At 66.3% G+C, this 23,548-nt stretch carries 23 protein-coding genes and 1 pseudogene; 13 read left to right on the forward strand and 11 right to left on the reverse strand.

Going from position 1 to position 23,548, the window contains the following annotated elements:
- Nucleotides 1-4 precede the first annotated feature (4 nt).
- Nucleotides 5-955: a carbohydrate ABC transporter permease gene (locus B141_RS0124215; protein WP_020577775.1), complete on the forward strand. Its 951-nt coding sequence runs from the start codon at nt 5-7 to the stop codon at nt 953-955.
- Complete coding sequence (locus B141_RS0124220) at nt 955-1,845, forward strand: carbohydrate ABC transporter permease (protein WP_020577776.1); 891 nt, start codon at nt 955-957, stop codon at nt 1,843-1,845. The genes B141_RS0124215 and B141_RS0124220 overlap by 1 nt, the downstream gene beginning before the upstream one ends.
- On the opposite strand, the gene B141_RS47740 is transcribed toward B141_RS0124220, so the two are convergent.
- Nucleotides 1,835-2,866, reverse strand: coding sequence for a nuclear transport factor 2 family protein (locus B141_RS47740; protein ID WP_020577777.1), 1,032 nt, complete (start codon nt 2,864-2,866; stop codon nt 1,835-1,837). The two genes, B141_RS0124220 and B141_RS47740, sit on opposite strands and share 11 nt — an antisense overlap.
- Before the next feature lie 95 nt (nt 2,867-2,961).
- Here B141_RS47740 and B141_RS0124235 point away from each other — a divergent pair, with 95 nt between their 5' ends.
- The gene (locus tag B141_RS0124235) at nt 2,962-3,528 is read left to right on the forward strand and encodes a TetR/AcrR family transcriptional regulator (RefSeq protein ID WP_020577778.1); all 567 of its coding nucleotides are present in this window, start codon (nt 2,962-2,964) and stop codon (nt 3,526-3,528) included.
- Between the two features lie 145 nt (nt 3,529-3,673).
- On the opposite strand, the gene B141_RS0124240 is transcribed toward B141_RS0124235, so the two are convergent.
- From B141_RS0124240 to B141_RS0124280, 9 genes are read right to left on the reverse strand one after another with little or no spacing between them, the layout of a single operon-like run.
- Nucleotides 3,674-4,639, reverse strand: coding sequence for an ornithine cyclodeaminase family protein (locus tag B141_RS0124240; protein ID WP_020577779.1), 966 nt, complete (start codon nt 4,637-4,639; stop codon nt 3,674-3,676).
- Nucleotides 4,636-5,511 carry an IclR family transcriptional regulator gene (locus B141_RS42440; protein WP_020577780.1) on the reverse strand — a complete coding sequence of 292 codons (876 nt, stop codon included), beginning with the start codon at nt 5,509-5,511 and terminating at the stop codon, nt 4,636-4,638. The genes B141_RS0124240 and B141_RS42440 overlap by 4 nt, the downstream gene beginning before the upstream one ends.
- 54 nt (nt 5,512-5,565) lie before the next feature.
- The gene (locus B141_RS0124250; RefSeq protein WP_020577781.1) at nt 5,566-6,432 is read right to left on the reverse strand and encodes an MBL fold metallo-hydrolase; all 867 of its coding nucleotides are present in this window, start codon (nt 6,430-6,432) and stop codon (nt 5,566-5,568) included.
- Nucleotides 6,433-6,444: 12 nt separating this feature from the next.
- Nucleotides 6,445-7,806 carry an MFS transporter gene (locus B141_RS42445; RefSeq protein ID WP_020577782.1) on the reverse strand — a complete coding sequence of 454 codons (1,362 nt, stop codon included), beginning with the start codon at nt 7,804-7,806 and terminating at the stop codon, nt 6,445-6,447.
- Between the two features lie 19 nt (nt 7,807-7,825).
- Nucleotides 7,826-8,638 (reverse strand): carbon-nitrogen hydrolase family protein, encoded by an 813-nt coding sequence (locus tag B141_RS0124260; RefSeq protein ID WP_020577783.1) that lies wholly within the window; start codon nt 8,636-8,638, stop codon nt 7,826-7,828.
- 40 nt (nt 8,639-8,678) lie between these two features.
- Complete coding sequence (locus B141_RS0124265; RefSeq protein ID WP_020577784.1) at nt 8,679-9,686, reverse strand: LLM class flavin-dependent oxidoreductase; 1,008 nt, start codon at nt 9,684-9,686, stop codon at nt 8,679-8,681.
- 32 nt (nt 9,687-9,718) lie between these two features.
- The gene (gene hydA / locus B141_RS0124270) at nt 9,719-11,134 is read right to left on the reverse strand and encodes a dihydropyrimidinase (protein ID WP_020577785.1); all 1,416 of its coding nucleotides are present in this window, start codon (nt 11,132-11,134) and stop codon (nt 9,719-9,721) included.
- Between the two features lie 12 nt (nt 11,135-11,146).
- Nucleotides 11,147-12,487 (reverse strand): aminotransferase class III-fold pyridoxal phosphate-dependent enzyme, encoded by a 1,341-nt coding sequence (locus tag B141_RS0124275; RefSeq protein WP_020577786.1) that lies wholly within the window; start codon nt 12,485-12,487, stop codon nt 11,147-11,149.
- On the reverse strand, nt 12,484-13,053 hold the full coding sequence (locus tag B141_RS0124280; RefSeq protein WP_026257541.1) for an amino acid synthesis family protein: 570 nt from the start codon (nt 13,051-13,053) through the stop codon (nt 12,484-12,486). The genes B141_RS0124275 and B141_RS0124280 overlap by 4 nt, the downstream gene beginning before the upstream one ends.
- A 255-nt stretch (nt 13,054-13,308) precedes the next feature.
- Here B141_RS0124280 and B141_RS0124285 point away from each other — a divergent pair, with 255 nt between their 5' ends.
- From B141_RS0124285 to B141_RS0124330, 10 genes are all read left to right on the forward strand, one after another.
- A complete protein-coding gene (locus B141_RS0124285; RefSeq protein WP_020577788.1) occupies nt 13,309-14,097 on the forward strand; it encodes a GntR family transcriptional regulator in 789 nt (262 codons plus the stop codon).
- A gap of 130 nt (nt 14,098-14,227) precedes the next feature.
- Entirely contained in the window at nt 14,228-14,923 is a 696-nt protein-coding gene (locus B141_RS42450) for an ECF transporter S component (protein ID WP_084678486.1), read from the forward strand.
- A gap of 12 nt (nt 14,924-14,935) precedes the next feature.
- Nucleotides 14,936-15,799, forward strand: coding sequence for an energy-coupling factor ABC transporter ATP-binding protein (locus B141_RS0124295; protein WP_020577790.1), 864 nt, complete (start codon nt 14,936-14,938; stop codon nt 15,797-15,799).
- A gap of 156 nt (nt 15,800-15,955) precedes the next feature.
- Nucleotides 15,956-16,903 carry an energy-coupling factor ABC transporter ATP-binding protein gene (locus B141_RS42455; RefSeq protein WP_020577791.1) on the forward strand — a complete coding sequence of 316 codons (948 nt, stop codon included), beginning with the start codon at nt 15,956-15,958 and terminating at the stop codon, nt 16,901-16,903.
- A 58-nt stretch (nt 16,904-16,961) separates the two neighbouring features.
- Nucleotides 16,962-17,828, forward strand: a complete 867-nt coding sequence (locus tag B141_RS0124305; RefSeq protein WP_474775228.1) for an energy-coupling factor transporter transmembrane component T family protein — start codon at nt 16,962-16,964, stop codon at nt 17,826-17,828.
- Between the two features lie 9 nt (nt 17,829-17,837).
- Entirely contained in the window at nt 17,838-18,659 is an 822-nt protein-coding gene (locus B141_RS0124310; protein WP_020577793.1) for a nucleoside phosphorylase, read from the forward strand.
- A complete protein-coding gene (locus B141_RS42460) occupies nt 18,659-19,600 on the forward strand; it encodes a ribokinase (protein ID WP_020577794.1) in 942 nt (313 codons plus the stop codon). The genes B141_RS0124310 and B141_RS42460 overlap by 1 nt, the downstream gene beginning before the upstream one ends.
- Nucleotides 19,597-20,562, forward strand: coding sequence for a nucleoside hydrolase (locus B141_RS0124320; protein ID WP_020577795.1), 966 nt, complete (start codon nt 19,597-19,599; stop codon nt 20,560-20,562). Before B141_RS42460 ends, B141_RS0124320 begins: the two co-directional genes overlap by 4 nt.
- Nucleotides 20,559-21,284 carry a deoxyribose-phosphate aldolase gene (gene deoC, locus B141_RS0124325; RefSeq protein ID WP_202805893.1) on the forward strand — a complete coding sequence of 242 codons (726 nt, stop codon included), beginning with the start codon at nt 20,559-20,561 and terminating at the stop codon, nt 21,282-21,284. The genes B141_RS0124320 and deoC overlap by 4 nt, the downstream gene beginning before the upstream one ends.
- A gap of 407 nt (nt 21,285-21,691) precedes the next feature.
- The gene (locus tag B141_RS0124330; RefSeq protein ID WP_020577797.1) at nt 21,692-22,972 is read left to right on the forward strand and encodes a fibronectin type III domain-containing protein; all 1,281 of its coding nucleotides are present in this window, start codon (nt 21,692-21,694) and stop codon (nt 22,970-22,972) included.
- Nucleotides 22,973-23,278: 306 nt separating this feature from the next.
- Here B141_RS0124330 and B141_RS0124340 read toward each other — a convergent pair.
- Nucleotides 23,279-23,548: pseudogene (locus tag B141_RS0124340) on the reverse strand (IS982 family transposase); the annotation flags it as partial.

The following is a 23,548-nucleotide window of genomic DNA, read 5'->3' on the forward strand; positions in this document are numbered from 1 at the left end:
TCGGATGAGCACGGTCGCCGAGTCGTCCGCCGCCGAGAGTCGAGCCTCGGCGGCGGGGCGCCCAGCCAGGAAGGGCATCCGCGGGACGAACCTCGCGTTCTGGATCTTCGTCGGGCCGTTCACCCTCGGCCTGCTGATCTTCGCCTATGTCCCGATCGTCTGGAGCCTCTTCCTCAGCTTCTTCGACGCCCGCAACACCGTGACGCCGACTGATTTCGTCGGCCTACAGAACTACGTCGACATGCTGACGGATCCGGATTTCCTGTCCAGCATGGTGACGTTCACGGTGTTCGCGATCTTCATCGTCCCGCTGACCTTCGCGCTGTCGCTGGCGTTGGCGCTGCTGGTCAACCAGGTCAGGGTTGCTCGGGCGTTCTTTCGTTCGGTGTTCTTCCTTCCGACCGCGTGTTCGTACGTCGTCGCGTCACTGATCTGGAAACTCTCGATCTTCAACGGCGTGCGGTTCGGGTTGGCCAACACCGTGCTCGGGTGGTTCGGGATCGAGAACATCGCCTGGCTCTCGACGGTGGACCCGCCGTGGTACTGGATTCCGCTGGTAACGGTGCGGCTCTGGCTGCAGCTGGGTTTCTACATGATCCTCTTCATCGCGGGACTCCAGCGAATTCCGACCGAGTTGTACGAAGCGGCGTACGTCGACGGCGCTAAGCCCGGCTGGCAGATCTTCCGCTTCATCACCTTCCCGCAGCTTCGGGCGACCTCGGTCGCGGTGTTGATCCTGAACCTCATCGCGGCCTATCAGGCGTTCGATGAGTTCTACAACCTGGTCGGCAACGTCAACTACGCGCGACCTCCTCTGGTCTATCTGTACGGCGTTTCGCTCGGCTCGATCCAGGACCTCGGCCGCGGCAGTGCGGGAGCCCTCATCCTCGCGGTGATCATCATGATCGTCACGCTGGTGCAGAGCAGGATCTTCGGATTCGGTAAGGCGGAGTGATGGCGACAACCACGCCCGAGCGAACGACCGGAACCCCACGGCCGATCGGCCACCAGACCAGCCCGATCGGTGTGGCCGGCGCGATTGCCCGTTGGGTAGCACTGACTATTGGGACGCTGCTCTTCCTGGTGCCGTTCTATCTCGTCGTGCGGAACGCCCTGTCAAGCGAGGCGGACATCACGGCTCCCGAATGGACGTTGTTTCCGAGCCGCCTGCACTGGGAGAACGTTGGTGAGTTGTTCAGCGACCAGGAGGTCCCGATGGCGCGGGCCCTGTGGAACTCCGCGGTCGTTGGCGTGCTCGGGACCACCGGGCAGCTGTTGTTGGCGTCGATGGCGGGATACGGCCTGGCACGCATCCCGCATCGGCATGCCAACAAGGTGTTCTACCTGATCGTTGCGACGCTGATGATTCCCAGCGCGGTGACGTTCATCCCCAGCTTCGTTCTCGTCTCGTCGTTGGGCTGGGTGAGTTCGCTGCGTGGGCTCATCATTCCCGGGCTGTTCAGTGGCTTCGCGGCATTCCTTTTCCGGCAGTACTTCCTGAACTTCCCCCGGGAGTTGGAGGAGGCGGCGCGCGTTGACGGGTTGGGCTATTGGCGGACGTTCTGGCTGATCGTTGTGCCCAACTCCCTGCCGTTCTTCGCGGCACTGGCGGCGATCACCTTCATCGGCAACTGGAATTCCTTCCTGTGGCCGTTGGTGATCGGCCAGGATTCGTCGTCGTGGACCGTCCAGGTGGCCCTGTCGACGTTCATCACCGCGCAGACCATCAACATCCACGAGCTTTTCATGGCCGCGGCGGTGTCCATCCTGCCGTTGGTGCTGATCTTCGTGTTCCTCCAGCGCTATCTGGTACGCGGCGTCACCGAGACCGGTATCAAGGGCTGAGGTCAGCCGTCGGCTTGCCGTTCGGCGCCTGGCCGGCAACCCGCGCGGCCAGCGCGGACGGCCCGCCGAGTGCGGCCATGACGTCAACCAGATCGGCGTAATCGCGCAGCAGCACGATCTCGCCCTCGCGAACGTGGATTACGTAGAGGTAGGAAATCTGGTGCGGCTGGCCGGTGGCAAGAATGGAGCCGGCGATGTCGTGCTCCACGGTGATCACCTCGGGATTGGCGGTGTCGTGGATGACGACGTTGCGATACTCCTCGAACCTGAAACCAACCCCGAGGTTCGGTCGTAACCAGGCGCGGATCGCCTCGCGTCCCTCGACACGTTCCGGCATTCCAAGCGCGGTGAAGGGGAATTCCATCACGCCATCCACCGCGAAGAGGTCCGCCACCGCCATCCGGCCGGCGGAATTCTGAAGTACGGCGTTCTGGTAGCGCGCGAACACCGCACGCGGACCATGGTCGGCCGGCGGCACCTGATTGCCTGCCGGCAGCACCTGGTTGCCGGCTGGAAGAACCTGGTCGCGGGTGGGCTTTTCGTGAGGGACTGAATGTGCCGCTGTCGGCCTACCCAGACTGTCGAGCAGAGCCGGCAGGTGGCCGAGAGCCTCAGCCATCGCGAGCACGTTCTGGTATTCACGGAGGTGGGTGATCTGACCGTCGTGAACGCTGAGGATCAGGGCGAACGACGCGGCGGCGTTGTGGCCGGTCGCGGTGTTCGTGGCGGCGAGGTCGTACTCCACCACGATGCTGTCGGGCTCTGCCCCCACCTCGTGGATCACGACGTTGCGGAACTCCTCAAAGCGCAGCGGCAGCGCTTCCTGGCCACGGCGAGCCAACGCGCGGAACGCATCTCGTCCCTGGATCCGCCGCGGCCGGCCTGGCGGGTTGAAGGGCCATTCGACGACGACGTCCGCGGCCAGACCTGGCAGGTCTTCGGTGGTTCCCTCGAGTACGGCCTCCTGGAAGCGAGCGAACGCTTCGCGCGGGGTGAGCGTGGTATCGGCTGACTGGGGCATGACGACACAAACCTCCGTTCACTCAACGGGCGTTGAGACTCAACGAGCGTAGAGCGAATCTGGGTCCTCGGTCAACGCCAGTAGAGTCGGGGACTGTGAGCGGTTCCGATCGACGCCTGTCACGTGCTGAACGCCGCCAACAGACCGAGGCGCGCATCCTGGCGGCCGCCCGCAGGCAGTTCGCTCAGGTCGGCTATGACCGGACGACGATCCGGGCGGTCGCGGCGACGGCCGGGGTCGACCCGGCGCTGGTGATGCAGTACTTCGGCTCGAAGGACGAGCTGTTCCGCCAGGCGGTCCACGTACCCCCTGACGAGGAGCTTCCGGACCAGACGGGTGAGTTCGTCGAACTCCTCCTCGCCATCCTTGGCGTCAAGCTGGGCGAGCTTCCCGAGGCGTCAATCCCGCTGATCCGGTCGGCCTTCACCCACCCCGAGGCCGCTGAGCAGGTTCGGAGGTCGTTGGGTCATCAGATCACGCAGGCGACCTCGGCGATCCACGCCGAGGACGCGGAGCTTCGGGCGGCGCTGATCGTCGCGACACTGCTCGGGGTGACGATCGGGCGCCACCTGCTCCAGATCGACCAGCTCCGTGACGCCACACCGGAACAGATCACTGAGCTGCTCCGACCGAGCTTCGAAGCGCTCGTCGAAGGCGACTGAACCTGGCTCCCGCGCCCGGCGAATCTCGTGGTCGCCGCACTGCTGTGTGAAGGGCCAAATGATCACGTATACGTGATCATTTAGGTTCCCGACCAAGGGGACCTGGACCCCGCATGGAGTTTTCAACAGGCTCAGGAGAGCGAGCTCACCAGGAGTCGAGGCGTACGCCAACTCCTTCGGCGTTCGCCCGGCCGACGACGTGATGGGCGGCGGTGAGGTCCAGCAGCGCCATTCCCTGCGACTCGAACAACGTGATCTGCTCGTCGCTCGTACGCCCGGTCGCCTTGCCCACCAGGATGGTGCCGAGGTCAACCACTCCTGACCAGTCGTCGAGGCCTGCGATCAGGTCGCCGCTCTCCGTCCGGGCGACGTCGATGCTGTCCACCGCGACCACGTCGGCGGCCAGGACCGCGGCCGCGTCGAGTTCGCGTTTGACGGCGTAGTTGGAACCAACGGCGTTGACGTGCGTGCCGGGTCGCAGCCAGGACCCGTCGAAGACGGGATCGCTCGCACCGGTCGCGGTGATCACCACGTCGGCCAGCCGGACCGCGGACTCGGCATCACTTGGCGCCACGTCGAGGCCGGTCTCACCGGCCAGCTCCGTACAGAAAGCCGCGAGGCGTTCGGGTGACCGGCCCACCACGCGGACGCGTTCGAGTGACGGAAGCGCGCGCACCGTGGCGAGGAGTTGGCCGCGCGCCACCCAACCCGCCCCGAACACCGCGAGGGTACGACTGTCTGGACGGGCCAGCACCCGCGTGGCGACCGCGGTCGCGGCGGCGGTGCGGAGGTTGCCGAGTACGTTGGCCCGCAGTAGCGCGGTGAGCTGGCCGGTCGTCACATCGAAGAGCTGGAACGTGAACGCCGCGCCCTGGGTGACGTCGGTGCGGACGACGGGATAGGTCTTGACCCCCATCACGCCGAGCGTCGGCGCGATCGCCCCCATCAGGTTGAGCGTCGCGCCGGCGCGGATCACCCGCTGGCGGACGGCGTTCTCGGCGGCTCCGGTGCCGAGCAGCCGGAACGCCTCCTCGCTGGTGACCAGCGCGTCGTCGAGGCTGAACAACCGCTCGACCTCGGCCTCTGTGAGGAGCAGGACCAACGGGGTCACCTCTCTGTGGTGGCGGGATCGGCGTCGGTGGCGGCCCGGCGTACCGACCGCTGCGTGATCAGCTGGCCGGAGGTGGGGCGCGGGTGGCCGGCGCCGCCGTCGGGGAACGCCGTGGCGCGTTGGCTCATCTCCAGGACCCGGCCGACCCGAGCGGCGGCGGCCATGACTGACTCGGCGAGCGCGGGAATCCGGTCCTGCGTGAGGCGGTAGGTGGGACCGCCGATCCAGATCGCGTACGGAACGCTGTTGCCGACGTGGACCGGCGCGGCGACCGCGGCGGCCCCCTCCTCCAACTCGTTGTAGGCCACGGAGTACCCACGCTCGCGGATGGTGGCGAGTTCGGCGAGGAACGCATCGAAGTCGGCGAACTTCTCCGACGGGTTGTCCTGGAAGTCCTCGGCGAACTCCTTGCGGATGTTCTCGGTGTCCTGCCAGGCGAGCAGGGCCTTTCCGGTGGAGGTACGCCAGGCCGGCAGCATCCGTGGCACGGGACTCAGCCCGTGGCTGATGAGGAAGGGACCCTGAACCTGCGCCACCACCATCACCGACGGCGGCACCAGCTGGTCGAGCCCGGCGGTTTCCTGAGCCTCGTCCGCGAGATCACGCAGGACACTCTGAGCGTGGCCGTACGCCGACTCCTGGTCGAGCAGCCCACCCAGCAGGAAGAGCAGGCCGAGGGAGACGCGGAACCTCCGGCTGTCGGGGTCGGCCGTCAGCCAGCCCTCCCGCTCGAGGATTCCGAGGATGCGGTGGCAGGTCGCCTTGGGGATGCCGGACGCGCGCGCCACATCGGACAGGCCGATACCTTCCGGATGTGCCGCGACCGCGCGCAGGATCCAGATGGTCTTCTGCACAAGTCCGATGTCACTCATCGCAGTTTCTCCCTGAACACGCCAGTCCATCCAGCGTTCGGTAGACGGGTCATGCTAGGACGTCGTCCCGCTTCGTGTCCGGGCGGTTTCGATCAGGTGCTGATAAATCCGCGAGATCGACCGGCGCTGCAGGCTCTCGACGATGTCGTCGGGGTAGCCGGCGTACGCCGGGGTGGTCACGTGGATCCGGTCCTCGAACCTGATGGTGTCGGCGGCCTCCGCCTCGGAGACGCCCGCGTCCAGCGCTGCGCGAACCTGGCCGACGAGCGCGTAAGCCTTCTGGTCGAAGGCCGTCACCACGTCCTTGCCGCACACCTCGCCGTGGCCAGGAACGAGTACGTCGAAGTCCAGCTCGGCGATCCGGCGCAGGCTCGCCAGCCATTCGTCGACGAACGCCTCCTGGAACGACGGCAGGCTCGCCTCGCACACGTTGTCGCCGCTGAAGAAGATGCGTTGCTCGGGCAGCAGGATCCCGATCGTGTTGGGTGTGTGGCCGCTGAGCCGGATGAGCCGCAGGTGTACGTCGCCGACGTAGAGGTCCAGCTCGTCCGAGAAGGTGATGTCGGGAAACCGGAGATGGTGACCCTCCATCAGCGGAAGGCCATCCGGGTCGATGAGGGCGATGAGGTCGCGGACGTACGCCGGGTCCGGGAAGTCGTGTTGCATCCCCGCGCGGGTTCGTTCGTGCGCGACGACGGTGCCCGGGAGGAAGTAGCCACCCATGGTGTGGTCGATGTGGTGGTCGGTGTGAATGAGGTACTTCGTCGGGCCGAGTTCGTCGACCGCCTTACGCCAGGCGACAGCGTCGGTCGGCTTGTGGGGTGCGTCGATGAGCACATTGCCCTCGGACGTGGTGATCACGGCATTGTTGGAGCCGAGATTTCCGAGCTCGACGTAGATGTTGTCGGCGATCTGTTGCATGGCGAGGACCTCTCAGGCACGGGTCGGCGCAGTGGAATGGGTGGGAACGGCGCCGGAGGCCGCCGTGGATGTCGAAGAGTCGTCGAGATAGGTCGGCAACCGTTGAGCGAGGAACGAAGATCCGAAGCTCACCAGGCACAGGACCGTCATGTACACCGCGATCGGCCAGGTGCTGCCGGCCCAGGCGTACAACGCGGTTCCGATGAACGGCGCCGTCCCTCCGACGATCGCGGTCGGCAGGGCGTAGCTCACCGAGGCGCCCGTGTAACGCACCTCCGCGGGGAAGAGCGCTGCGAAGAACGCCGGCTGTGGGGTGTAGACGGCGCCGTTGACGACCACCACCAGGATGGCGACCGCCGCCAGGATGAGGAGAGTGTTTCCGGTGTTGACGATCGTGAAGAAGGGGAACGCGAAGAGCGCACCGAAGCCGGCCACCGTCATCATGACCCGGCGCGGCCCCACCCGGTCGGCGAGCATGGCCATGAACGGAATCGCGATGACGTAGATCGCCGCCACGATGAGGTTGACCGTCAAGATGGTGTTGCGCGACTTCCCGAGCTCACTTGTGACGTACGACAAGGTGAAGATCGAGCCCGTCCAGTACGCGATGTTGTTGCAGCAGCTGATGCCGAACACCACACCGACGGTCTTTGGGTAGCGGCGGACGACGGTCGCGAGTGGCACCTTCGGCTTGGCATCCTTGTGGTCGATCCTGGCGAACTCCGGCGACTCCGGCAGCGTCATCCGGAGCACCAGTCCGAAGATCAGCAGCAGGGCGCTGGCGAGGAACGGCACCCGCCATCCCCAGGTGGCGAAGCTGTCGCCGGTGGTCACCGCCATCGTGGTGACGAACGCCGTCGAGAGGAGTTGTCCGGCGGGCGAACCCATCTGGGTGGCGCTTCCGTACAACGCACGCCGGTGTGCGGGCGCGTGTTCGACCGACATCAACGCGGCGCCACCCCATTCGCCGCCGAGGCCGAGCCCCTGGATAAAACGCAGCACCGTCAGCAGGATCGGTGCCCACACGCCGATGGTCTGATAGCTCGGCAGGAGTCCGATGACGAACGTCGTGCCGCCCATCAGGACCAGCGTGACGACCAGCGTTTTCTGGCGCCCGAACCGATCACCGAAGTGGCCGAAGATGATGCTGCCGAGGGGACGCGCGGCAAATCCGACCGCCAGCGTGGCGAACGACGCCAGCGTGCCGGCGAGGTGGCTGAACTCCGGAAAGAACAGCTTGTCGAAGACCAGCGCGGCCACCGTGCCGTAGACCAGGAAGTCGTACCACTCCAGCGTGGTGCCGACGAGACTGGCAAGGGCCAGCCGCACCGGCGAAACCCGGGTGCCTCCGGCAGGGTTCTCGGCGTTCGTCATGGGCCGTTCCTCCAGACGATCAGCGGTAGAGCTCGGGCCGGCGGTCGCGGAGGAACGGACGTTCCATGGCGCGCTTACGGGCGAGCAGGCCGGGATCGATGTCGGCCTGGACGAGTTCGTCATCGCCGCTGTCCGTGCTCACCGCGAGCACCTCGCCGTCGGGCCCGTAGATCGCACTGCCCCCGAAGTACTCCTTGGGTCCTTCGGAGCCGATCCGGTTGGCGGACATGACGTACATGCAGTTGAAGACCGCGTGTGCGCGCAGCTCGATCTCGAAGATGGACCTGGAGTAGGCCGTCGCCGATGCGATGGGTACGCACAACAGGCTGGCGCCCTCCAGAGCGACCCGGCGGGCCATCTCCGGGAAGTGCCGTTCGTAGCAGATGATCGTGCCGATCTTCGTCTCTCCGGTGTCGACGGCCGAGGGTGGCTCCTCGCCGGCCCGGAAGTAGAACTTCTCCGGAAAGGCGTTGGAGAACGGCAGGTGTGACTTGCGGTACGTCGACGTCAAGACGCCATTGACGAAGGTGCAGGCGGTGTTGTGGTAGACGCCCGGAGTCGCGGTGGCCTCGAAGAGGGACGACACGATGGTGATGCCGTGCTCGCGGGACTTCGCCGCGACCAGGGCGTTGCTCGGCCCGTCCAGCGGCTCGGCGTAGGAGAAGAACTCCGGATCGCCCGGCACCCCTTGAACGAAGGGCACCGCGAACAACTCGGGCAGCAGGACCACCTTGACGCCGGCCGCGGCCGCCTCGTCGAGCTTGGCACCCACCCGCTTCAGGTTGTCCTCGCGGCTCTCGGTGGGGTGGTACTGCAGGGCGGCGACGCGCATGTCTCTCCTCTCCTTGCCAGCGGTCATCAGGTCAGGCCGGTCAGGCCGCGAAGGTCTTGGCCAGTGCCTGGACCGTTTCGATCTTGCGGCCCAGCGGGTTGAGGACCGGCACCCGGATTCCGGCCGCGTGGAAGGCCTCGATCGTCTCGGCCGCCTGGCTGGTGGTGCCGCAGGCGCTGACCCGGCGTACGAGCTCGTCGGAGACGAGTGGCATGGCCCGCTTGACGTCATCGGGGGCAGCCGGCCAGCCGGCGATCTCCTGGATACGTTGGACGAGTTCGGGTTCGACGCCGCAGTGCTTGGCGATGTGCGGCTGCTGCATGAGATAGAGCGTCAGGAACGCCTTGCAGTGGTTGAGCGCCTCCTGCGGGTCGGAGTCGTCGACGCTGCAGGCGATGATCTGCGTGAGGTCGAAGTCGTCCTTGGGTTCGGCGCGTTTCGCCAGCCCGCGCTGGATGGCGGGGATGGCCTCGTCCAGGTAGGAGATCGGCAACAGGAAGTCCATGTAGACGCCGTCCGCGACCTCGCCGGACAGCTCCAGCATCTTCATGCCCACCGGGCCGGTGTAAACCGGAACCGGAACCGGCTTGTTCTCGGCGTACATCCGGTCGAAGCGCACGCCGTCCATCTGGACGAACTCGCCGTCGAAGGTGACCACCTCGTTGCGGAAGAACGTCTTGAGGACGGTGATGTACTCACGCATGTGCTTCAGCGGCTTGTGCAGCGGCAGGCCGACCTTGCTCGCCAGCGGTTCCCACCACGCGCCGATGCCGAGGATGATGCGGCCGGGTGCGAACTCGTCCAGGGTCTTGAACGTCGCCGCCATGAGCGCGGCGTTGCGGGTCTTGTTGTTGACGACCCCGGAGCCGATCCGGATCCGTTGGGTCCGGCTGGCCAGCAGGGTCATGAGAGTGATCGCGTCGCGGGTGATCCGTCCTTCGGCAACCCACAAGGAGTCCAATCCGGCTTCGTCGGCGAGGTCAGCGACCGCCCAGGTTTCGTCAAGCGTGAAGCGTTCGCCGAGATGAACGCCGAGAGGAATGCGCATCGGTCCTCCTGTGGAGCAAAGTCTGTGATCGGTTACCGGGAGGTGTCAGAGGTGGCGCGGGCCAGATAGCGGCCGCGTCCAGCGGGGGCATGGAGTTCTCCGTCAGAGACGACGATGTCGCCACGGGAGAGGACATGCCGGGGACGTCCGGACACCCGCATGCCTTCGTAGAGGTTGTAGTCGGCCCGGGTGTGGTGCCCCGCGGCGGTGATGGTGTGGTCGGCGGCCGGATCCCAGACGAGGACGTCCGCGTCGGATCCGGGTGTCAAGGTTCCCTTGCGGGGATAGAGACCGAACAGCTTGGCCGGTCGGGTCGCGACCAGATCCACGAACCGGTGGACGTCGAACCGTCCGCCCACCACGCCGGCCTCCCAGATCACCATGAGGCGGTCCTCCACACCGGGAACGCCGTTGGGAATCTTGGGGAAATAGCCACGTCCCTGTGGTTTCTGCGGTGGCAGGTCGTCGGGCTGGCTCAACGTGAACGCCGCGTGGTCGGTGCCGAGCGTGGAAATGACGCCGGTCTGAAGCGCGTGCCAGAGGTCTTCCTGGTTGGCGCGTTCACGGATGGGCGGGGAGCAGACGTACGCCGCCGCCTCGAACCCCAGTCCGGCGTAGTCCTCGTAGCTGGTGAGCAGATACTGCGGGCAGGTCTCACCGAAGACCGCGAAGTCGCGGGCTTGGTGGCGGGCGATCTCCTCGGCCGCCAACCGGGACGAGACATGGACCACGAAGAGGGGGCTGCCGACCGACTCGGCGATGGTGACCGCCCGGTGGACCGCCTCGCGTTCGGCCACGTGCGAATGTGCCGCGTGGTGCTGGTGTTCGGCGGTCTGGTTGTCAGACAGGAGCCGTTGGGTGGCGTCCGCGACCAGAGTGCCGTTCTCCGCGTGCACCATCGGAAGGACACCTTCCTCGGCGCACCGGCGAAAGCCCTGGATCAGCACCCGATCATCGACCATCGTCCCCGGATAGGACATGAAGAACTTCCAGCTCGTGGCACCTTCGCGGGCGAGTCGAGCCAGCTCGTCGAACGTCGCGTCACCGGCGGTCGGCGGCACGATCGGGTGGAAGCCGAAGTCAACCACGCATTGCGCCTCGGCCGACTCCAGGCGGCGTTGGAACGCGTCGTACATGCCCTGGTCGGGTCGGGCGCGGACGAAGTCCACGATGGTGGTCGTCCCGCCGAAGGCCGCGGAGACGGTGCCGGAGTGGAAGTCGTCCGCTGTCCTGGTGAGGCCGTTGGCGCTCATGTGTTCCAGGTGCGTGTGGGTGTCGACGCCGCCGGGCATCACTAAGCAGCCGGCGGCGTCGACGATTGTGTCCGCGTCCCATTGCGCTCCATCGCCGAGGGCGGTGATGCGTTCACCCTCGATGAGAACGTCGGCGCGGAAGCGGTCGGTGGGGGTGACCACCTCACCGCCTCGGATCAGCGTTCGCTTCGGCATCGCGTCGTTCCCTCAGACCTGCTGATCCGCGAGGGTGAGTGCCTCGTCGAGCACTCCGATTCCCTCGTCGATCTCGGCCTCGGTGATGATCAGCGGCGGTGCGAGCCGGATCACGTTGTTGAAAGCGCCGAAGTGAACGCCCTTGTCCTTGGCGGCCTTGATCACCTGGCTGATCGGCGCGGCCTCCGAACCCTTGGCGTTGAACGGCGCGAGGGGCTCCTTCGTCTCCCGGTCACGGACCAGTTCGATGCCCCACATCAGGCCGAGGCCACGGATGTCGCCGATGCTCGGGTGGCGGTCGGCGAGCTCGCGCAGCCGGCGTTCGAGCAGGATCCCTTGCGTGGCGGCGTTCTCGACGATCTTCTCGTCCTTCATGATCTCGATCGACGCGACGCCGCTGGCGCAGGCGAGGGGATGCCCGCTGTAGGTCAGGCCGCCGGAGAACGTGTGTTCCCGAAGCCAGTCACGGATCGGCTCGGAGACGATCATCGCGCCCAGCGGGACATAACCAGAGTTGAGTCCCTTGGCGACGCTGATGATGTCGGGCACGACATCCCAGTGCTCGCAGCCGAACCAGCTGCCGAGCCGGCCGAATCCGACCATGACCTCGTCGAGGATGAGCAGGATTCCGTACTTGTCGCAGACCTCGCGGATCGAACGGAGATACCCGTCCGGCGGGACGATCGGTCCGTTGGTGCCGGTCACCGTTTCCAGGACGACCGCCGCCACCGTTTCCGGATTCTCGTACTGAAGGATCTCCTCCAGGTGCGGGCCTCCCGAGCAGACCGGGCACGGATCCGGGTGGCCCGCGGGGCAGCGGTAGGTGTACGGATCCAGCATCCGCACCACGCCAGGCATGCCGGGTTCGGCCGGCCAGCGCCGGGGTTCGCCCGAGAGCGTGATCGCTCCGGCGGTGGCACCGTGGTACGACCGGTAGCGGGTGATGATCTTGTGCCGTCCGGTGTAATGGCGGGCGAGCTTGATGGCGTTCTCGTTGGCGGCGGCACCGCCGGTGGTGAAGAACGACGCGGTGAGGTTGCCGGGCGCGAGTTCGGCCAACTGCAAGGCGAGCTTGCTCCGCGCCTCGTTGGCAAGGTTGGGCCCGATGTAACAGAGTTCGTCGGCCTGCCGCTTGATCGCCTCGACCAGTCTGGGGTGCTGGTAGCCGAGATTGAGGTTCACCAGCTGGGACATGAAGTCGAGGTGCCGGCGGCCGGAGGAGTCGACGAAGTAGCAGCCTTCGCCGCCGACCACGACCAGCGGGTCGGGTCCGGACTGCTTCGACCAGGACGTGAGAACGTGCTCGCGTTGGGCTTTCGCCACCCAGGCAAGGGATTCCGGATCCGCGGTCATGAGGAGACCTCCGCGCCGAAGGTCGCGAGCCGGGCGAGCGGGCGCCCTCCGTTCGCGGCGGCGGCAAGGACGAGGATCTCCCGGGGAAGTGGAGCGTCCTCGATCCGGAACGTCACGGTCTGATGGTGAGACCGGGTCTTGGCGTCCAGCTTGTGTTTGAGGGGTACGTCGATCGGGGCGCCGGGCAGGCCGACCTTCTCGGCGGCGGGCAGGAGTTCGGTGCCCTGGGCCGCGTCCCGGAAGACGTTGCCGAACCGCAGGTTGTGGATCAGGGCCGAGCCGTGTTCGAGTTCGCCGTCGATGCCGACGAGCGCGGCCTTGCCGAACGCCTCGACCGTCGTACCGTCGCCGCCCAGGAGGTCGACGCAGGCGGGTCCGACGAGGGCGCCGAGTTCAGCGCCGACCTCGTTCGCGATGGTGACGACATCGTCGACGTAGGTCGCCGGGAACGGGTTGGTGATCACGACGCCGACAATGGCGATCCGGTGCGGACCTGGGACTGGTTGACCGTTCTCCCGCCTCGTCTCCACGAGTTGGTGGACGACCTTGCGCACATCGAGCGACACGGCTGAACCGCCTTCCTGGTTCATTCAGTAGGCCGATGGTCCAGTGACCATACCGGGGGAGTGTTGCACTGGTGTTTCGCTGAGTCGACCCCTGGCCCACTCATTGACCCAAAAAAGTCACACGCGGCCTCTTGCCGTCCGGCCGGGGACACTCCTACCTTGATTCGTCATACGAATCCCGTATGCGGACCGAGGGCCGATCCCTCGGGAGATGGGCCCGACCTCTGCCCGGAGGCCGGGAGCAACGGAGTCCGGATGTCCCTGACCGAGCTCGTGGTCGCGGAACTCGAGCGGCGGATCGTCGACGGCACCTACGCCATCGACGAGAAGCTGCCGACCGAGCCCGAGCTCGCCAAGGAGTTCTCGACCAGCCGTACCACCATCCGGTCGGCGGTCGGAAACCTCGAGGCCAGGGGCCTGGTCAGCCGCGAACAAGGACGTGGCACCTTCGTCCGCGGCACTGGCCGGGTCGACATCAACATCCTTCTCGAAGCCAATCTCTCCGTCACGACCGTGATCCGGTCCGCGGGGATGGAGCCGGGGACAACCGACCTGTCCGTCAGCACGGTCATCGCACCCGACGCGGTGGCGTCCGCCCTGCGGCTCCCACCTCGTGCGCGCGTGATCGTCATCGACCGCACCAGAACGGCGGACGGTACGCCGGTCGCGCACAGTGCGGACTACCTCGTGAAAGCCCCGGGCCTCACCGGTGCGAGGACGCAGTACCAAACCTCGGTGTACGAACTCCTCGAACGTGTTTATCGCGAACCCGTTGCCAGCGGGTTGGCCCGGATCGAACCCGGCCAGGCGTTCGGGCAGTTGGCCACACAGCTCGAACTCGCAGAAGGCGCGTTGTTGTTGGTGCTCAGCCAGGTGCACGAGCTGACCGACGGCACACCCGTCATGTATTCCGTCGTGTCGCTGCGCAGCGACGCACTCCATCTGTACGTCCATCGCGGGCCGGCCCTCAGCGACCTCCGCGACCTTCCCGCCACGCACCTTCCGTCCACGGGGGACAAGAACCCGCTGCGCTCGGTCACCTGATCGCGACAGGTGCCTGAACCCACACAGCGGGGGTGGGCCCTACGGGCGAAGCCCGTGGGGGCCGGAACCACACCGTGGGGGCGGATCCCACACAGCAACGACTCACTCCCTTGTCCCTGGAGGTCCCATCATGGTTTCCCAACCAGTTGCCAGGTCGTCCCGCCCGGCGGGCGGAGCCGTCCTCCCGATGACGTACGTCATCACGCTCGTCCCCGTCTGTGCGGCCCTCAACATCGTCGGGTCCTACATTCACAAGGCGCTCAACCTGCCCGTCTACCTCGACATGATCGGCACCGCGATCGCGGCGATGGTGCTGGGACCGTGGTGGGGTGCGCTTGTCGGCGTCATCACCAACACCGGCTCGGCTTTCCTTTCTGGGCCGCAACTCCTGCCGTTCGCGCTCGTCAACATCACCGGCGCGTTGCTGTGGGGTTATGGCGTACGCGCATGGAAGCTGGGCTCGTCGTTCCCGAGGTTCTTCCTTCTCAACCTGATCGTTGCGCTCGCCTGCACCCTGGTGGCCGCGCCGATCATCGTGCTGGTCTTCGGTGGCGCGACCGGTGTCGCCTCTGACGCGCTCACCGCGTCGTTCGTCGCCATGGGCAACCAGTTGTTCGTCGCGGTCTTCTCCAGCAACATCCTTACCTCCCTGGCTGACAAGATCATCGGCGGCTTCCTCGCCCTCGCCGTCATCGAGGCACTTCCACCCACCCTCACCTCGCGCGTCAACCTGATGAAGGCGACGGGCATGCGGTCGGTGTTGTACGCCGCCGGTGGCGTGGTCATCGGCGTCGCGTTCGTCATCTTCTTCCTCCTCGTCAAGTAAGGCTGGACGCGCATGAGTGACCCGATCATCGCCTTCGAAGACGTCTCCTTCACCTATGCGGGAAGTGAAACGCCCGCGCTGTCGAACATCGATCTCGCGATCTCCGAGGGTGAGTACGTCGCGATTCTCGGACTCAACGGCGCTGGCAAGACGACGCTTGGCCTGTGTGTCAACGGAGTCGTCCCGCACATGTTGGGAGGCGAACTCACCGGCGAGGTTCGGGTCGCGGGGTTGAACGTCGCCGACTACGCCGTCCGGGAAATGGCGAAGGTCGTCGGAATCGTCTTCGACAATCCGGAATTCCAGATGAGTCAGCTGACCGTGGCCGAGGAGGTCGCGCTCGGCATGGAGAACACCGGAGTGTCCTACGCCGAGATGCGGCGGGTGATTCCTGAGGTGTTGGCGCAGGTCGGCCTGGCCGGATTCGAGGAACGTACGCCGCTGGGCCTTTCTGGCGGCCAGCAGCAGCGGCTGGCGATCGCGGCGGTCCTGGCGATGAAACCACGGGTGCTCGTGCTCGACGAGCCGACCTCGAACCTCGACCCGGTGGGGAAGCAGGACGTGTTCGAGATCGCCGAACGCCTCAACCGCGAGCAGGGCATGACGGTCATCATCGCCGAACACGAGGTCGAGGTGGTGGCGCGGTACGCCGACCGGATCGTCGTTCTCGACCAGGGGAGGGTGGTCCTCAACGGGCCACCGAAGGACGTGCTGTCGCAGGTGGAACGCCTGACGGAACTCCACCTGCGACCTCCCCAGGCGACCCGGATCGCCGAGCTTCTGCGGGACGAGCATCACCTGTGGGACGGGCCGCTTCCGGTGCTCGCCGAGGACGCCGCGACCGGAATCGAAGCCATCCTGGGGAGGAGCGCATGAGCGATCGCAGCGAGCGAATCATCCAACACAGCGTGCATGGTGCCTCATGCGCGCCCGGAGCGGAGCGAGGACGGGCATGAGCGAGCGCAGCGAGCGAATCATCCAACACAGCGTGCATGGTGCCTCATGCGCGCCCGGAGCGGAGCGAGGACGGGCATGAGTAGTCCCGCCACGACGTCCGTGCCTGAGGCGACTGACCCGTCGCCCGATGAGGTGCCCGCGATCCTCGTCGACGGCGCGTCGTACGTCTATCCGACTGGTGACGTGGTGGCGCTTCGCGAGGTGACCCTGCGCATCGGCCATGGGGAGATCGTCGGTCTGGTTGGGCAGAACGGCTCGGGCAAGACCACCTTGACAAAGCTCTTCAACGGCCTGCTCAAGCCGACCGGCGGCCGCGTGGTCGTCAACGGCATCGAGACTCGCAACGAAAGCGTGCAGGAGTTGGCGCGGCACGTGGGGTATGTCTTCCAGAATCCCAATCACCAGCTCTTCGCCCGGACCGTCCAGGAGGAGTTGGAGTTCGGGCCGCGCAACCTTGGGTTGACGGACGACGAGATCGCCGAGCGGGTGGCAGACGCGGTGGAGTTCTTCGATCTGTCAGGTGAGCTCGGCACCCACCCGTACCGGCTCAGCTTCCCGCTCCGCAAGCTGGTGGGGATCGCGTCCATCTACGCGATGCGTCCGCCCGTGCTGGTGCTGGACGAGCCGTCCACCGGTCAGGACCACCGGACGACGGGCGTGATCAACACCCTGCTCCGTCGACTCGCCGAGCTCGGAACGACGGTGGTGTGCGTGTCCCATGACATGCCGCTGCTGGCGGACGTCGTCGAACGCGTCGTCGTCATGCGGGACGCGCAGGTCATCGCCGACGCGAGCCCGCGGGCGGTCTTCGCCGACGAGGACCTGATGAAGCGAACCAACCTGCACGCTCCGCAGGCCACCCAGATCGGACTCAGGACGGTGGCGCGGGACGGCGGCGTGGTGCCGCTCACCCCTGACGAGGTGGCCTCGGCGGTGGCCGAACGCCGGGGTGGGGGTGGGCCCGGACGGGCGACACCCGACCGGGGCCGGAACCCCACTGCCACGCCGTCAACGTCCGGCTGACACGTACGACCTTTCCGCTCGAGGAGGAGCCATGTCCACAACGGCGCTGCCGTTCTCGATGATCCCGGGGGACTCGTTCCTGCATCGCCTCAATCCCCTGGCCAAGATCGTCTGGATCGTCGGGTATCTAGTGATCGCGTTCTCGACTCGCAATCCGTTCCTGCTGTACGGCATGGCGGTATTCGCGTTCCTACTGGTGATCGGGTCGGGCCTGCTACGGCGGGTGGGCAAGGCGTTGTTCGTCCTGCTCCCGATCGGATCGTCGCTGATCTTCCTCCAGGCGGTCACGCCGCCCACGTCCGCGTTCGGGCTCGAGGTGATCGGATCGCTTGGTCCGTTCACGATCTACCAGGGTGGTATCTACAACGGCCTGGTGTTGCTGGGGCGGGTGGTCAGCGTCCTGATCGTCTCGCTGGCCATCGTGATGACGACGCACCCGAGCGATCTCTTCACGTCGCTGGCGCGGCTGCGGGTGCCGTACACATTCAACTTCATGGTCGCGATGACGCTCCAGCTGATTCCGGTCCTCCAGCGGGAGTTCGGGATCATCCTCAGCGCGCAGAAGTCCCGCGCGATGCGGGCCCGCGGTTTTGGTGCNGTGCTCCCGAGCTTCGTCCCGGTGTTCGTCGGCGCGATCGAACGCGTGCAACAGCTGTCGATCTCCTTGGAATCAAGGGCGTTCGGGTCCGCTGGGCAGCGGACCAGCTACCGCCAGGTGACGGTTCGACCGATCGACTGGGCCGTCGGTGTGCTCGGTGCGGTCGCTACCATCGGCGGGCTCGTCGTGATCGTGCTGAACGGGCGGCTGGACATGAGCCAGTCAGTGGTCTTTCCGGCGGCGTTCGCCCTCACCCTCGTGAGTGTGGCGGCGATCGTCTTCCTGAGCCTGATCAGCTTCACGCTCGTCCTGATGTTCCGTCGTTGAGAGGAAGCCGTGCCCGCACAGCCAGCTTGGTCCAAGCAACATCACCTGCAGATCGGCCCCGGTGACGTCGGTCGATACGCCTTCCTACCCGGCGATCCCGGCCGGTGCGAACGCATCGCGGCCCGCTTCGACGATCCCCGTCACGTGGCGACGAACCGGGAATACACCACCTGGTCCGGCACCCTCGATGGCGAACCCGTCTCGGTGACCTCGACGGGCATCGGATGCCCCTCCACGGCGATCGCGGTCGAAGAACTCGTCCGGGCCGGCGCGGACACGTTCGTACGTGTGGGAACCGGCGGTGGAATGCAGCCCGACACCGCTCCGGGCGACGTCGCGGTGGTGACGGCAGCGATCCGGGACGAGGGCACGTCGAGCCACTACCTTCCGATCGAGTTTCCGGCGGTCGCTGACCCGGACGTCACCTGGGCGTTGGCCGAGGGTGCGCGCTCCAGTGGGGCGAACGTCCGGCTCGGAGTCGCACAGACCAAGGACTCCTTCTTCGGTCAGCACGAGCCCGCGCGGATGCCGGTCGCCGATCGGTTGCTCAGCCGATGGAAAGCCTGGGTTGACGGTGGTGCGATCTGTTCAGAAATGGAGGCGGCCGGGCTGTTCGTCGTGTCGAGCGTCCTCCGCGTGCGGGCAGGTGCGGTGGTGTTGATCGCCGGCCACCACGACCGGGCGCCGCTCACTGACGAGGAGAAGGCGGCGTGCGAACTCGACGGTGTCATTGACGCCGCGGTCGCTGGTATGCGCCGGCTGATCGCGCTCGACCGGATGCGTCCGGGGGTGAACGTCGACAGCTCGTCGTCCGCCGGGGCGGTGACCTGATGTCTGGGCGCCCTCGGATCCTGGTGGTCGGCAGCTACGGCGTCGGCCTCACCTGGCGGATGCGGTGTGCACCGGGCCCGGGGGAGACCGTCCTGGCCGAGGACTTCTCTCGCGAGCACGGTGGTAAGGGTTCCAACCAGGCAGTCGCTGCCCGCCGCCTCGGCGCCGACGTTCATCTGGTCACCGCGGTGGGTGACGACGACTTCGGTCGGTCCGCTCAGGAGATGTGGCGAGCCGAGGGCGTCAAGGTGACCTTGCTGCCGGCGCCCGGCCGGCCGACGATGACGGGCGCGATCCTCGTGGAGTCGAACGGCGAGAACCGCATCGCGATCACGCCCGGTGCGCTCGAGGCGTTGGGCGCGGACAGCTTCGATGGTCTGGCCGCGGCGTTCGTGGACGTCGACATCTGTGTGCTGCAGATGGAGATCCCGCCAGCTGCCGTGCTCGCGGCGCTGCGACTGGCCAGGCGGCACGGCGTACCGACGATCCTGGCGCCGGCACCAGCGCCGCCGCCTGACGTCGTACCCCAACTCGGCGGACTCGTCGACCACCTCCTTCCCAACGAGTACGAAGCTGCCCGGCTGTGCGCGGCCCTGGCGCCCGGATCGCCACCCGGTGAGGGTGCCGGCCTCGCCTCCTGCCTGAGCGAGGCATTCGGATGTACGGCAGTCGTGACGGTCGGCGGAGACGGGGCGTGGGTGAGTGCGGCGGGGTCGCCCACGCACGTACCAGGACTTGACGTCCCTGTCGTCGACACGACCGGGGCGGGTGACACCTTCACCGCGGCCTACGCCGTTGCCCTGGCCGAAGGTAAGGGTCCATCCGCGGCTGCCACCTTCGGGTGTGTGGCCGCGGCGTGGGCAGTCCAACACCACGGCGTTCTCGATGGCCTGCCTACCCGCAAGGACGTCTTGACGCTTGAGCAGATGAGGACAGCATGACTCGTCGCATCATCATTGACACCGACACCGCGGCTGACGACTGCTTCGCGTTGTTCGTCGGTCTGTGTCATCCGGAGGCTCAGCTTGAAGCGGTGACGATCGTCGCCGGCAACGTGGAGTTCGACCAGCAGATCGAGAATGCCCTGCTCGCGCTCGACACCGCTGGCCGGTCGGGAACGGTCCCGGTCTATCCGGGGTGCCGCAAGCCGATGTTGCGCCCCTGGCATCGAGCAAGCGCCCACGGTGACGGGAAGGGCAACTGGGACTTCCCGAAACCTCCGGGAGGTGCCGAGAGCGAGCATGCCGTGGACGCGCTACTCAGGCTGGTTGACGAATCTCCTGGCGAGATCGACATCGTCGCCATCGGACCGCTCACCAACCTCGCCGCCGCAGTGGTCCAGGACCCCGACTTCCCGCGCAAGGTGCGGTCGCTGTTCATCATGGGTGGCTGTAACAACTCGGTCGGCAACGTCACGGCCGCCGCGGAGTACAACTTCTACGTCGATCCCGAAGCGGCTCGGATCGTCCTTCGTGCGGGCTTCGCCACCACCATCGTCACCTGGACACTCACTCTCGCCCAGGCATTGTGGGATCGTGAACGTCTGAAGAAGATCGAGGCGCTCGACACACCGCTTTCGAGGTTTTTCAGCATCGTCAACCAGCCGACCCTGGAGGCTGACGAGGCGCGCGGCATCATGGGGAGCACCCATCCGGACTCACTGACCGCGATGCTGCTCGTCCAGCCAGACCTCGTCAAACGTGCCGGGCGCTGCCACGTGGACGTCGAGACGCAGGGCGAACTCACCCGTGGTTACTCGCTCTTCGACTGGCGAGCCGACAGGAATCCGCCCAATGCCACAGTCGTCGAGGAGATCGACACCGAAGGTTTCTTCGCCGCGATGGTCGAGATCCTTTCCACGAGCACAGGCGAGAACGCCCCATCGACAAGGGAGTCAGTTTGAGTACCAATGTGAGCACCGGTGTGGATCCTGACGCCGAGCAGGGGCCGCTCGCCGCGCACATCCAGCACACGTTGATCGACAGTGGTGTCGACGCCGCCGATATCGACCGGCACTGCGACGAATGCGGCACGTACGGATTCGATGCGGCGATGGTCCCGGCTGCCTGGGTGTCGCGCGTCAAGCAGCGGTTGGCAGGCACGTCGATCAAGGTCGCCTCCGCCGTCGACTTTCCGTACGGCGCGATGACAACAGCCGGCAAGGTGGCGGAGATCCGTGCGCTGGTCGATAGTGGAGTCGACGAAATTGACGTGGGCGTGCCCATCGGTCACCTTCGATCAGGCGACGCGGAGTACTTCAGCGACGATCTGGCGGCGATGGTGGCGGCCGCCGGCGCGGTGCCGCTCAAGGCGATGCTCGAACTCCCGTTACTCGCGCCCGCTCAACGAGACGTGGCGGTCCGGCTCGCGATCTCAGCTGGCATCGCCTACCTCAAGAACGCCAGCAGTGGAAAGGTCGGCAAGGCCACGCCCGAGGAGATTCGCTACCTGCGCGAACTGGCTCCTCCGAATGTCCGGGTGAAGGCTTCGGGTGGCATCAGCACGGCCGAGCACGCGCGCGCCCTGCTCGCCGCTGGGGCCGACCTGGTGGGTACGAGCAATGGTGTTGCCCTGGTGACCGCCGCGTCTGGAGACGCGTCTGCTGGCAGCCATCCCAGTTACTAGTAGGACTCGCCAATCCCCTGTAACCGTGGACGATCGGTGGGAAGTTGCGAGCAGGCGGCTATGGGCGCTGTCTTGCCATCATTCGCTACGAGATTCCGCTGCTCCGCTCTTCTGGAGACGGCGCGCGCCGTCTCCAGAAGAGCGGAAAGTCCAGATGTGGAAACTCGGACGCTTCCTCATCTGCGCGAGCATCGGATTCATGTGGGTGATCGTGCTCATCGCAGGATGATCAGAACGTAGATATCCCTGAGTGGGGAAACGTCCTCGTCCCCATAACGGTTCATCATCTGTCAGGAAAAGTGGTACGGCTGTCCGCTCATGGCCCTCCTGTCGTGTGAACGTGAACGCTTCATACCTTCCGGACGTAACGAGGGGCAACACAGAGATCATGGAACGGAGGAGAGTGCATGACGGCAACGAAAAGAACGCTGGCGAGGATCGGCGCAGCCGTCAGTGCGGTGGCCGCCGCTGTCTTGGCGTCCGGTCTCATGCTCATCGCACCCGCGGCAGCGGCGGCGCAGCAGGTCGCGCCTCCCAGCAACCTGCGGGTGACCGACGTCGGGCCGTTCACTGTCGACCTCGCCTGGGGGCCAGCCACGCTCGACAGCACGAAGTCGCCCAGGTACTTCGCCTTGGACGAGAGCGGGAGGATCGTGGACTGGTTCCCCACGGGCGCCACCACGAGCGGCACGGTCACCGGCCTGCAGCCCGACACCAGCTACACGCTCAGGGTGGGGGCATGGAACGGGACCCTCGCAGCCTCGCCGAAGAGCAACCCGGTGACCTTCACCACCGAGCAGACCGAGCCACTTCCGGCACCGACCAACCTGCGGGTGGTGGAGAACCAGACGGGCACCGACGTGAAGATCGACTTCGAGCTGGCTGACGATCCCCGGCTCGACGACTTCCCCAAGGTGACCGTGAACGGCCGGGGGCACTGGAACTTCGGCTACGACCGGGCAAACACGAGCGTCACCGTGCACGGGCTCATGCCCGAGACCAACTACACGATCACTATCAGCGCCGTGATGGACCTGGGTGGCGGCGACGAGTTCGTGGGTGGGCCTGGCGAGGTGTCGGTGACGACCCCGCGCGACGGCCAGCCGCCCGACGCCCCTCTGGGGTTGGGAGTCCGGGACCGGACCGGCACCAGCGTCACCCTCACGTGGGGAGTCGACGATCCCACTTTCTCGCCCACCGACAACGTCGGTGTTGTCGACTTCCTGGTCAGTAACGGGGAGACGACCAAGGTCGTGCCTGGGGACGGCAGCCCATTCCAGCACGCGGTCAGCACGGTGTTCTCGGGCCTGGAGCCGGAGACCAGCTATACCTTCACCGTGCGGGCACGCGACGCCGCGCGTAACGTGTCCGAGCCGGGCAGGCCGGCCACCATCACCACCGGCGTCGACCCCGACACCGTGCCCCCGACACCCGTCACCAACCTGCGGGCCTCTCCGGGCGGGTACAACATTGTGGCGTGGGACGCGTCCACCGACAACGTCACCCTGACGGGTGCCATTCGGTACCGAGTGACCACCGACGGCGGCACCGACCACACGAGGACCGGGACCAGCTACTACGACATCCCCTCCAGCGGCCTCCCGAAGCTGGTGGGCTGCCAGGTCACCGTCGTAGCCATCGACGGTGCGGGCAACACCTCCGAGCCGCGCTCGACCTCGCTGTGCTGATCCACTGATCCACTGATCTGTCGTGGTGGGGAGGGGTGCCCCTCCCCACCACGTGCTTCAACTCCGCCGGAGAGTTCCGCGCCGTCGACGCGATCGCAGCGTTGCTGGTCGAGCTCGTCCTGATCCGCTTCCTGGCGGCCGAATCCGACGGCAAGCCGACCCCAACGCTAAGCCGAAACGCCAAACCGTCGCGGCGTACCCCACCGAAGGCGCGACGTGCGCTGGCACGTACAGGCCCGAGGGCGTGCACCTCACTCAGGAAGCTGAGCCCATACCGTTCTGAGGCCTAGACGACTGATTCCTAACTCAGTGGTCGTAGGCGATGAGGGATCGGGTGANNGGNGCGCCGGTGTTGTGGTTGTGCCAGATGGCGGTGGCGAGGGCGAGGAGGCGTTGGGCGATGCGGGCGTAGAGGCTTTCGGGGGTGCGGGCGCCGTGTAGTTCGAGGGAGAGCTGGCCTTTGCCGGTGTCGAAGACTGATTCGATGAGCTGGCGGATGCCGGCGAGGTTGCCGAAACGGCGTTTTTCGTTTCTGCGGTCTGGGCGGACGAAGGCCACATCGTCGAGCGTGGCTTG

It is taken from the genome of Actinopolymorpha alba DSM 45243 (assembly GCF_000373925.1).
GTDB classification, from domain to species: Bacteria; Actinomycetota; Actinomycetes; order Propionibacteriales; family Actinopolymorphaceae; genus Actinopolymorpha; species Actinopolymorpha alba.

Excerpts from the sequence above, each read along its gene's own strand:
- B141_RS0124295 (WP_020577790.1), top strand. The coding sequence starts at position 14,936 with ATGAGTGACCCGATCATCGCCTTCGAAGACGTCTCCTTCACCTATGCG.
- B141_RS0124285 (WP_020577788.1), top strand. The coding sequence starts at position 13,309 with ATGTCCCTGACCGAGCTCGTGGTCGCGGAACTCGAGCGGCGGATCGTC.
- B141_RS0124250 (WP_020577781.1), bottom strand. The coding sequence starts at position 6,432 with ATGCAACAGATCGCCGACAACATCTACGTCGAGCTCGGAAATCTCGGC.
- B141_RS42440 (WP_020577780.1), bottom strand. The coding sequence starts at position 5,511 with ATGAGTGACATCGGACTTGTGCAGAAGACCATCTGGATCCTGCGCGCG.
- B141_RS0124220 (WP_020577776.1), top strand. The coding sequence starts at position 955 with ATGGCGACAACCACGCCCGAGCGAACGACCGGAACCCCACGGCCGATC.
- B141_RS47740 (WP_020577777.1), bottom strand. The coding sequence starts at position 2,866 with ATGCCCCAGTCAGCCGATACCACGCTCACCCCGCGCGAAGCGTTCGCT.
- B141_RS0124260 (WP_020577783.1), bottom strand. The coding sequence starts at position 8,638 with ATGCGCGTCGCCGCCCTGCAGTACCACCCCACCGAGAGCCGCGAGGAC.
- hydA (WP_020577785.1), bottom strand. The coding sequence starts at position 11,134 with ATGCCGAAGCGAACGCTGATCCGAGGCGGTGAGGTGGTCACCCCCACC.
- B141_RS42460 (WP_020577794.1), top strand. The coding sequence starts at position 18,659 with ATGTCTGGGCGCCCTCGGATCCTGGTGGTCGGCAGCTACGGCGTCGGC.
- B141_RS0124265 (WP_020577784.1), bottom strand. The coding sequence starts at position 9,686 with ATGCGCATTCCTCTCGGCGTTCATCTCGGCGAACGCTTCACGCTTGAC.
- B141_RS0124215 (WP_020577775.1), top strand. The coding sequence starts at position 5 with ATGAGCACGGTCGCCGAGTCGTCCGCCGCCGAGAGTCGAGCCTCGGCG.
- B141_RS42450 (WP_084678486.1), top strand. The coding sequence starts at position 14,228 with ATGGTTTCCCAACCAGTTGCCAGGTCGTCCCGCCCGGCGGGCGGAGCC.
- B141_RS0124330 (WP_020577797.1), top strand. The coding sequence starts at position 21,692 with ATGACGGCAACGAAAAGAACGCTGGCGAGGATCGGCGCAGCCGTCAGT.
- B141_RS42455 (WP_020577791.1), top strand. The coding sequence starts at position 15,956 with ATGAGTAGTCCCGCCACGACGTCCGTGCCTGAGGCGACTGACCCGTCG.
- B141_RS42445 (WP_020577782.1), bottom strand. The coding sequence starts at position 7,806 with ATGACGAACGCCGAGAACCCTGCCGGAGGCACCCGGGTTTCGCCGGTG.
- B141_RS0124275 (WP_020577786.1), bottom strand. The coding sequence starts at position 12,487 with ATGACCGCGGATCCGGAATCCCTTGCCTGGGTGGCGAAAGCCCAACGC.
- B141_RS0124320 (WP_020577795.1), top strand. The coding sequence starts at position 19,597 with ATGACTCGTCGCATCATCATTGACACCGACACCGCGGCTGACGACTGC.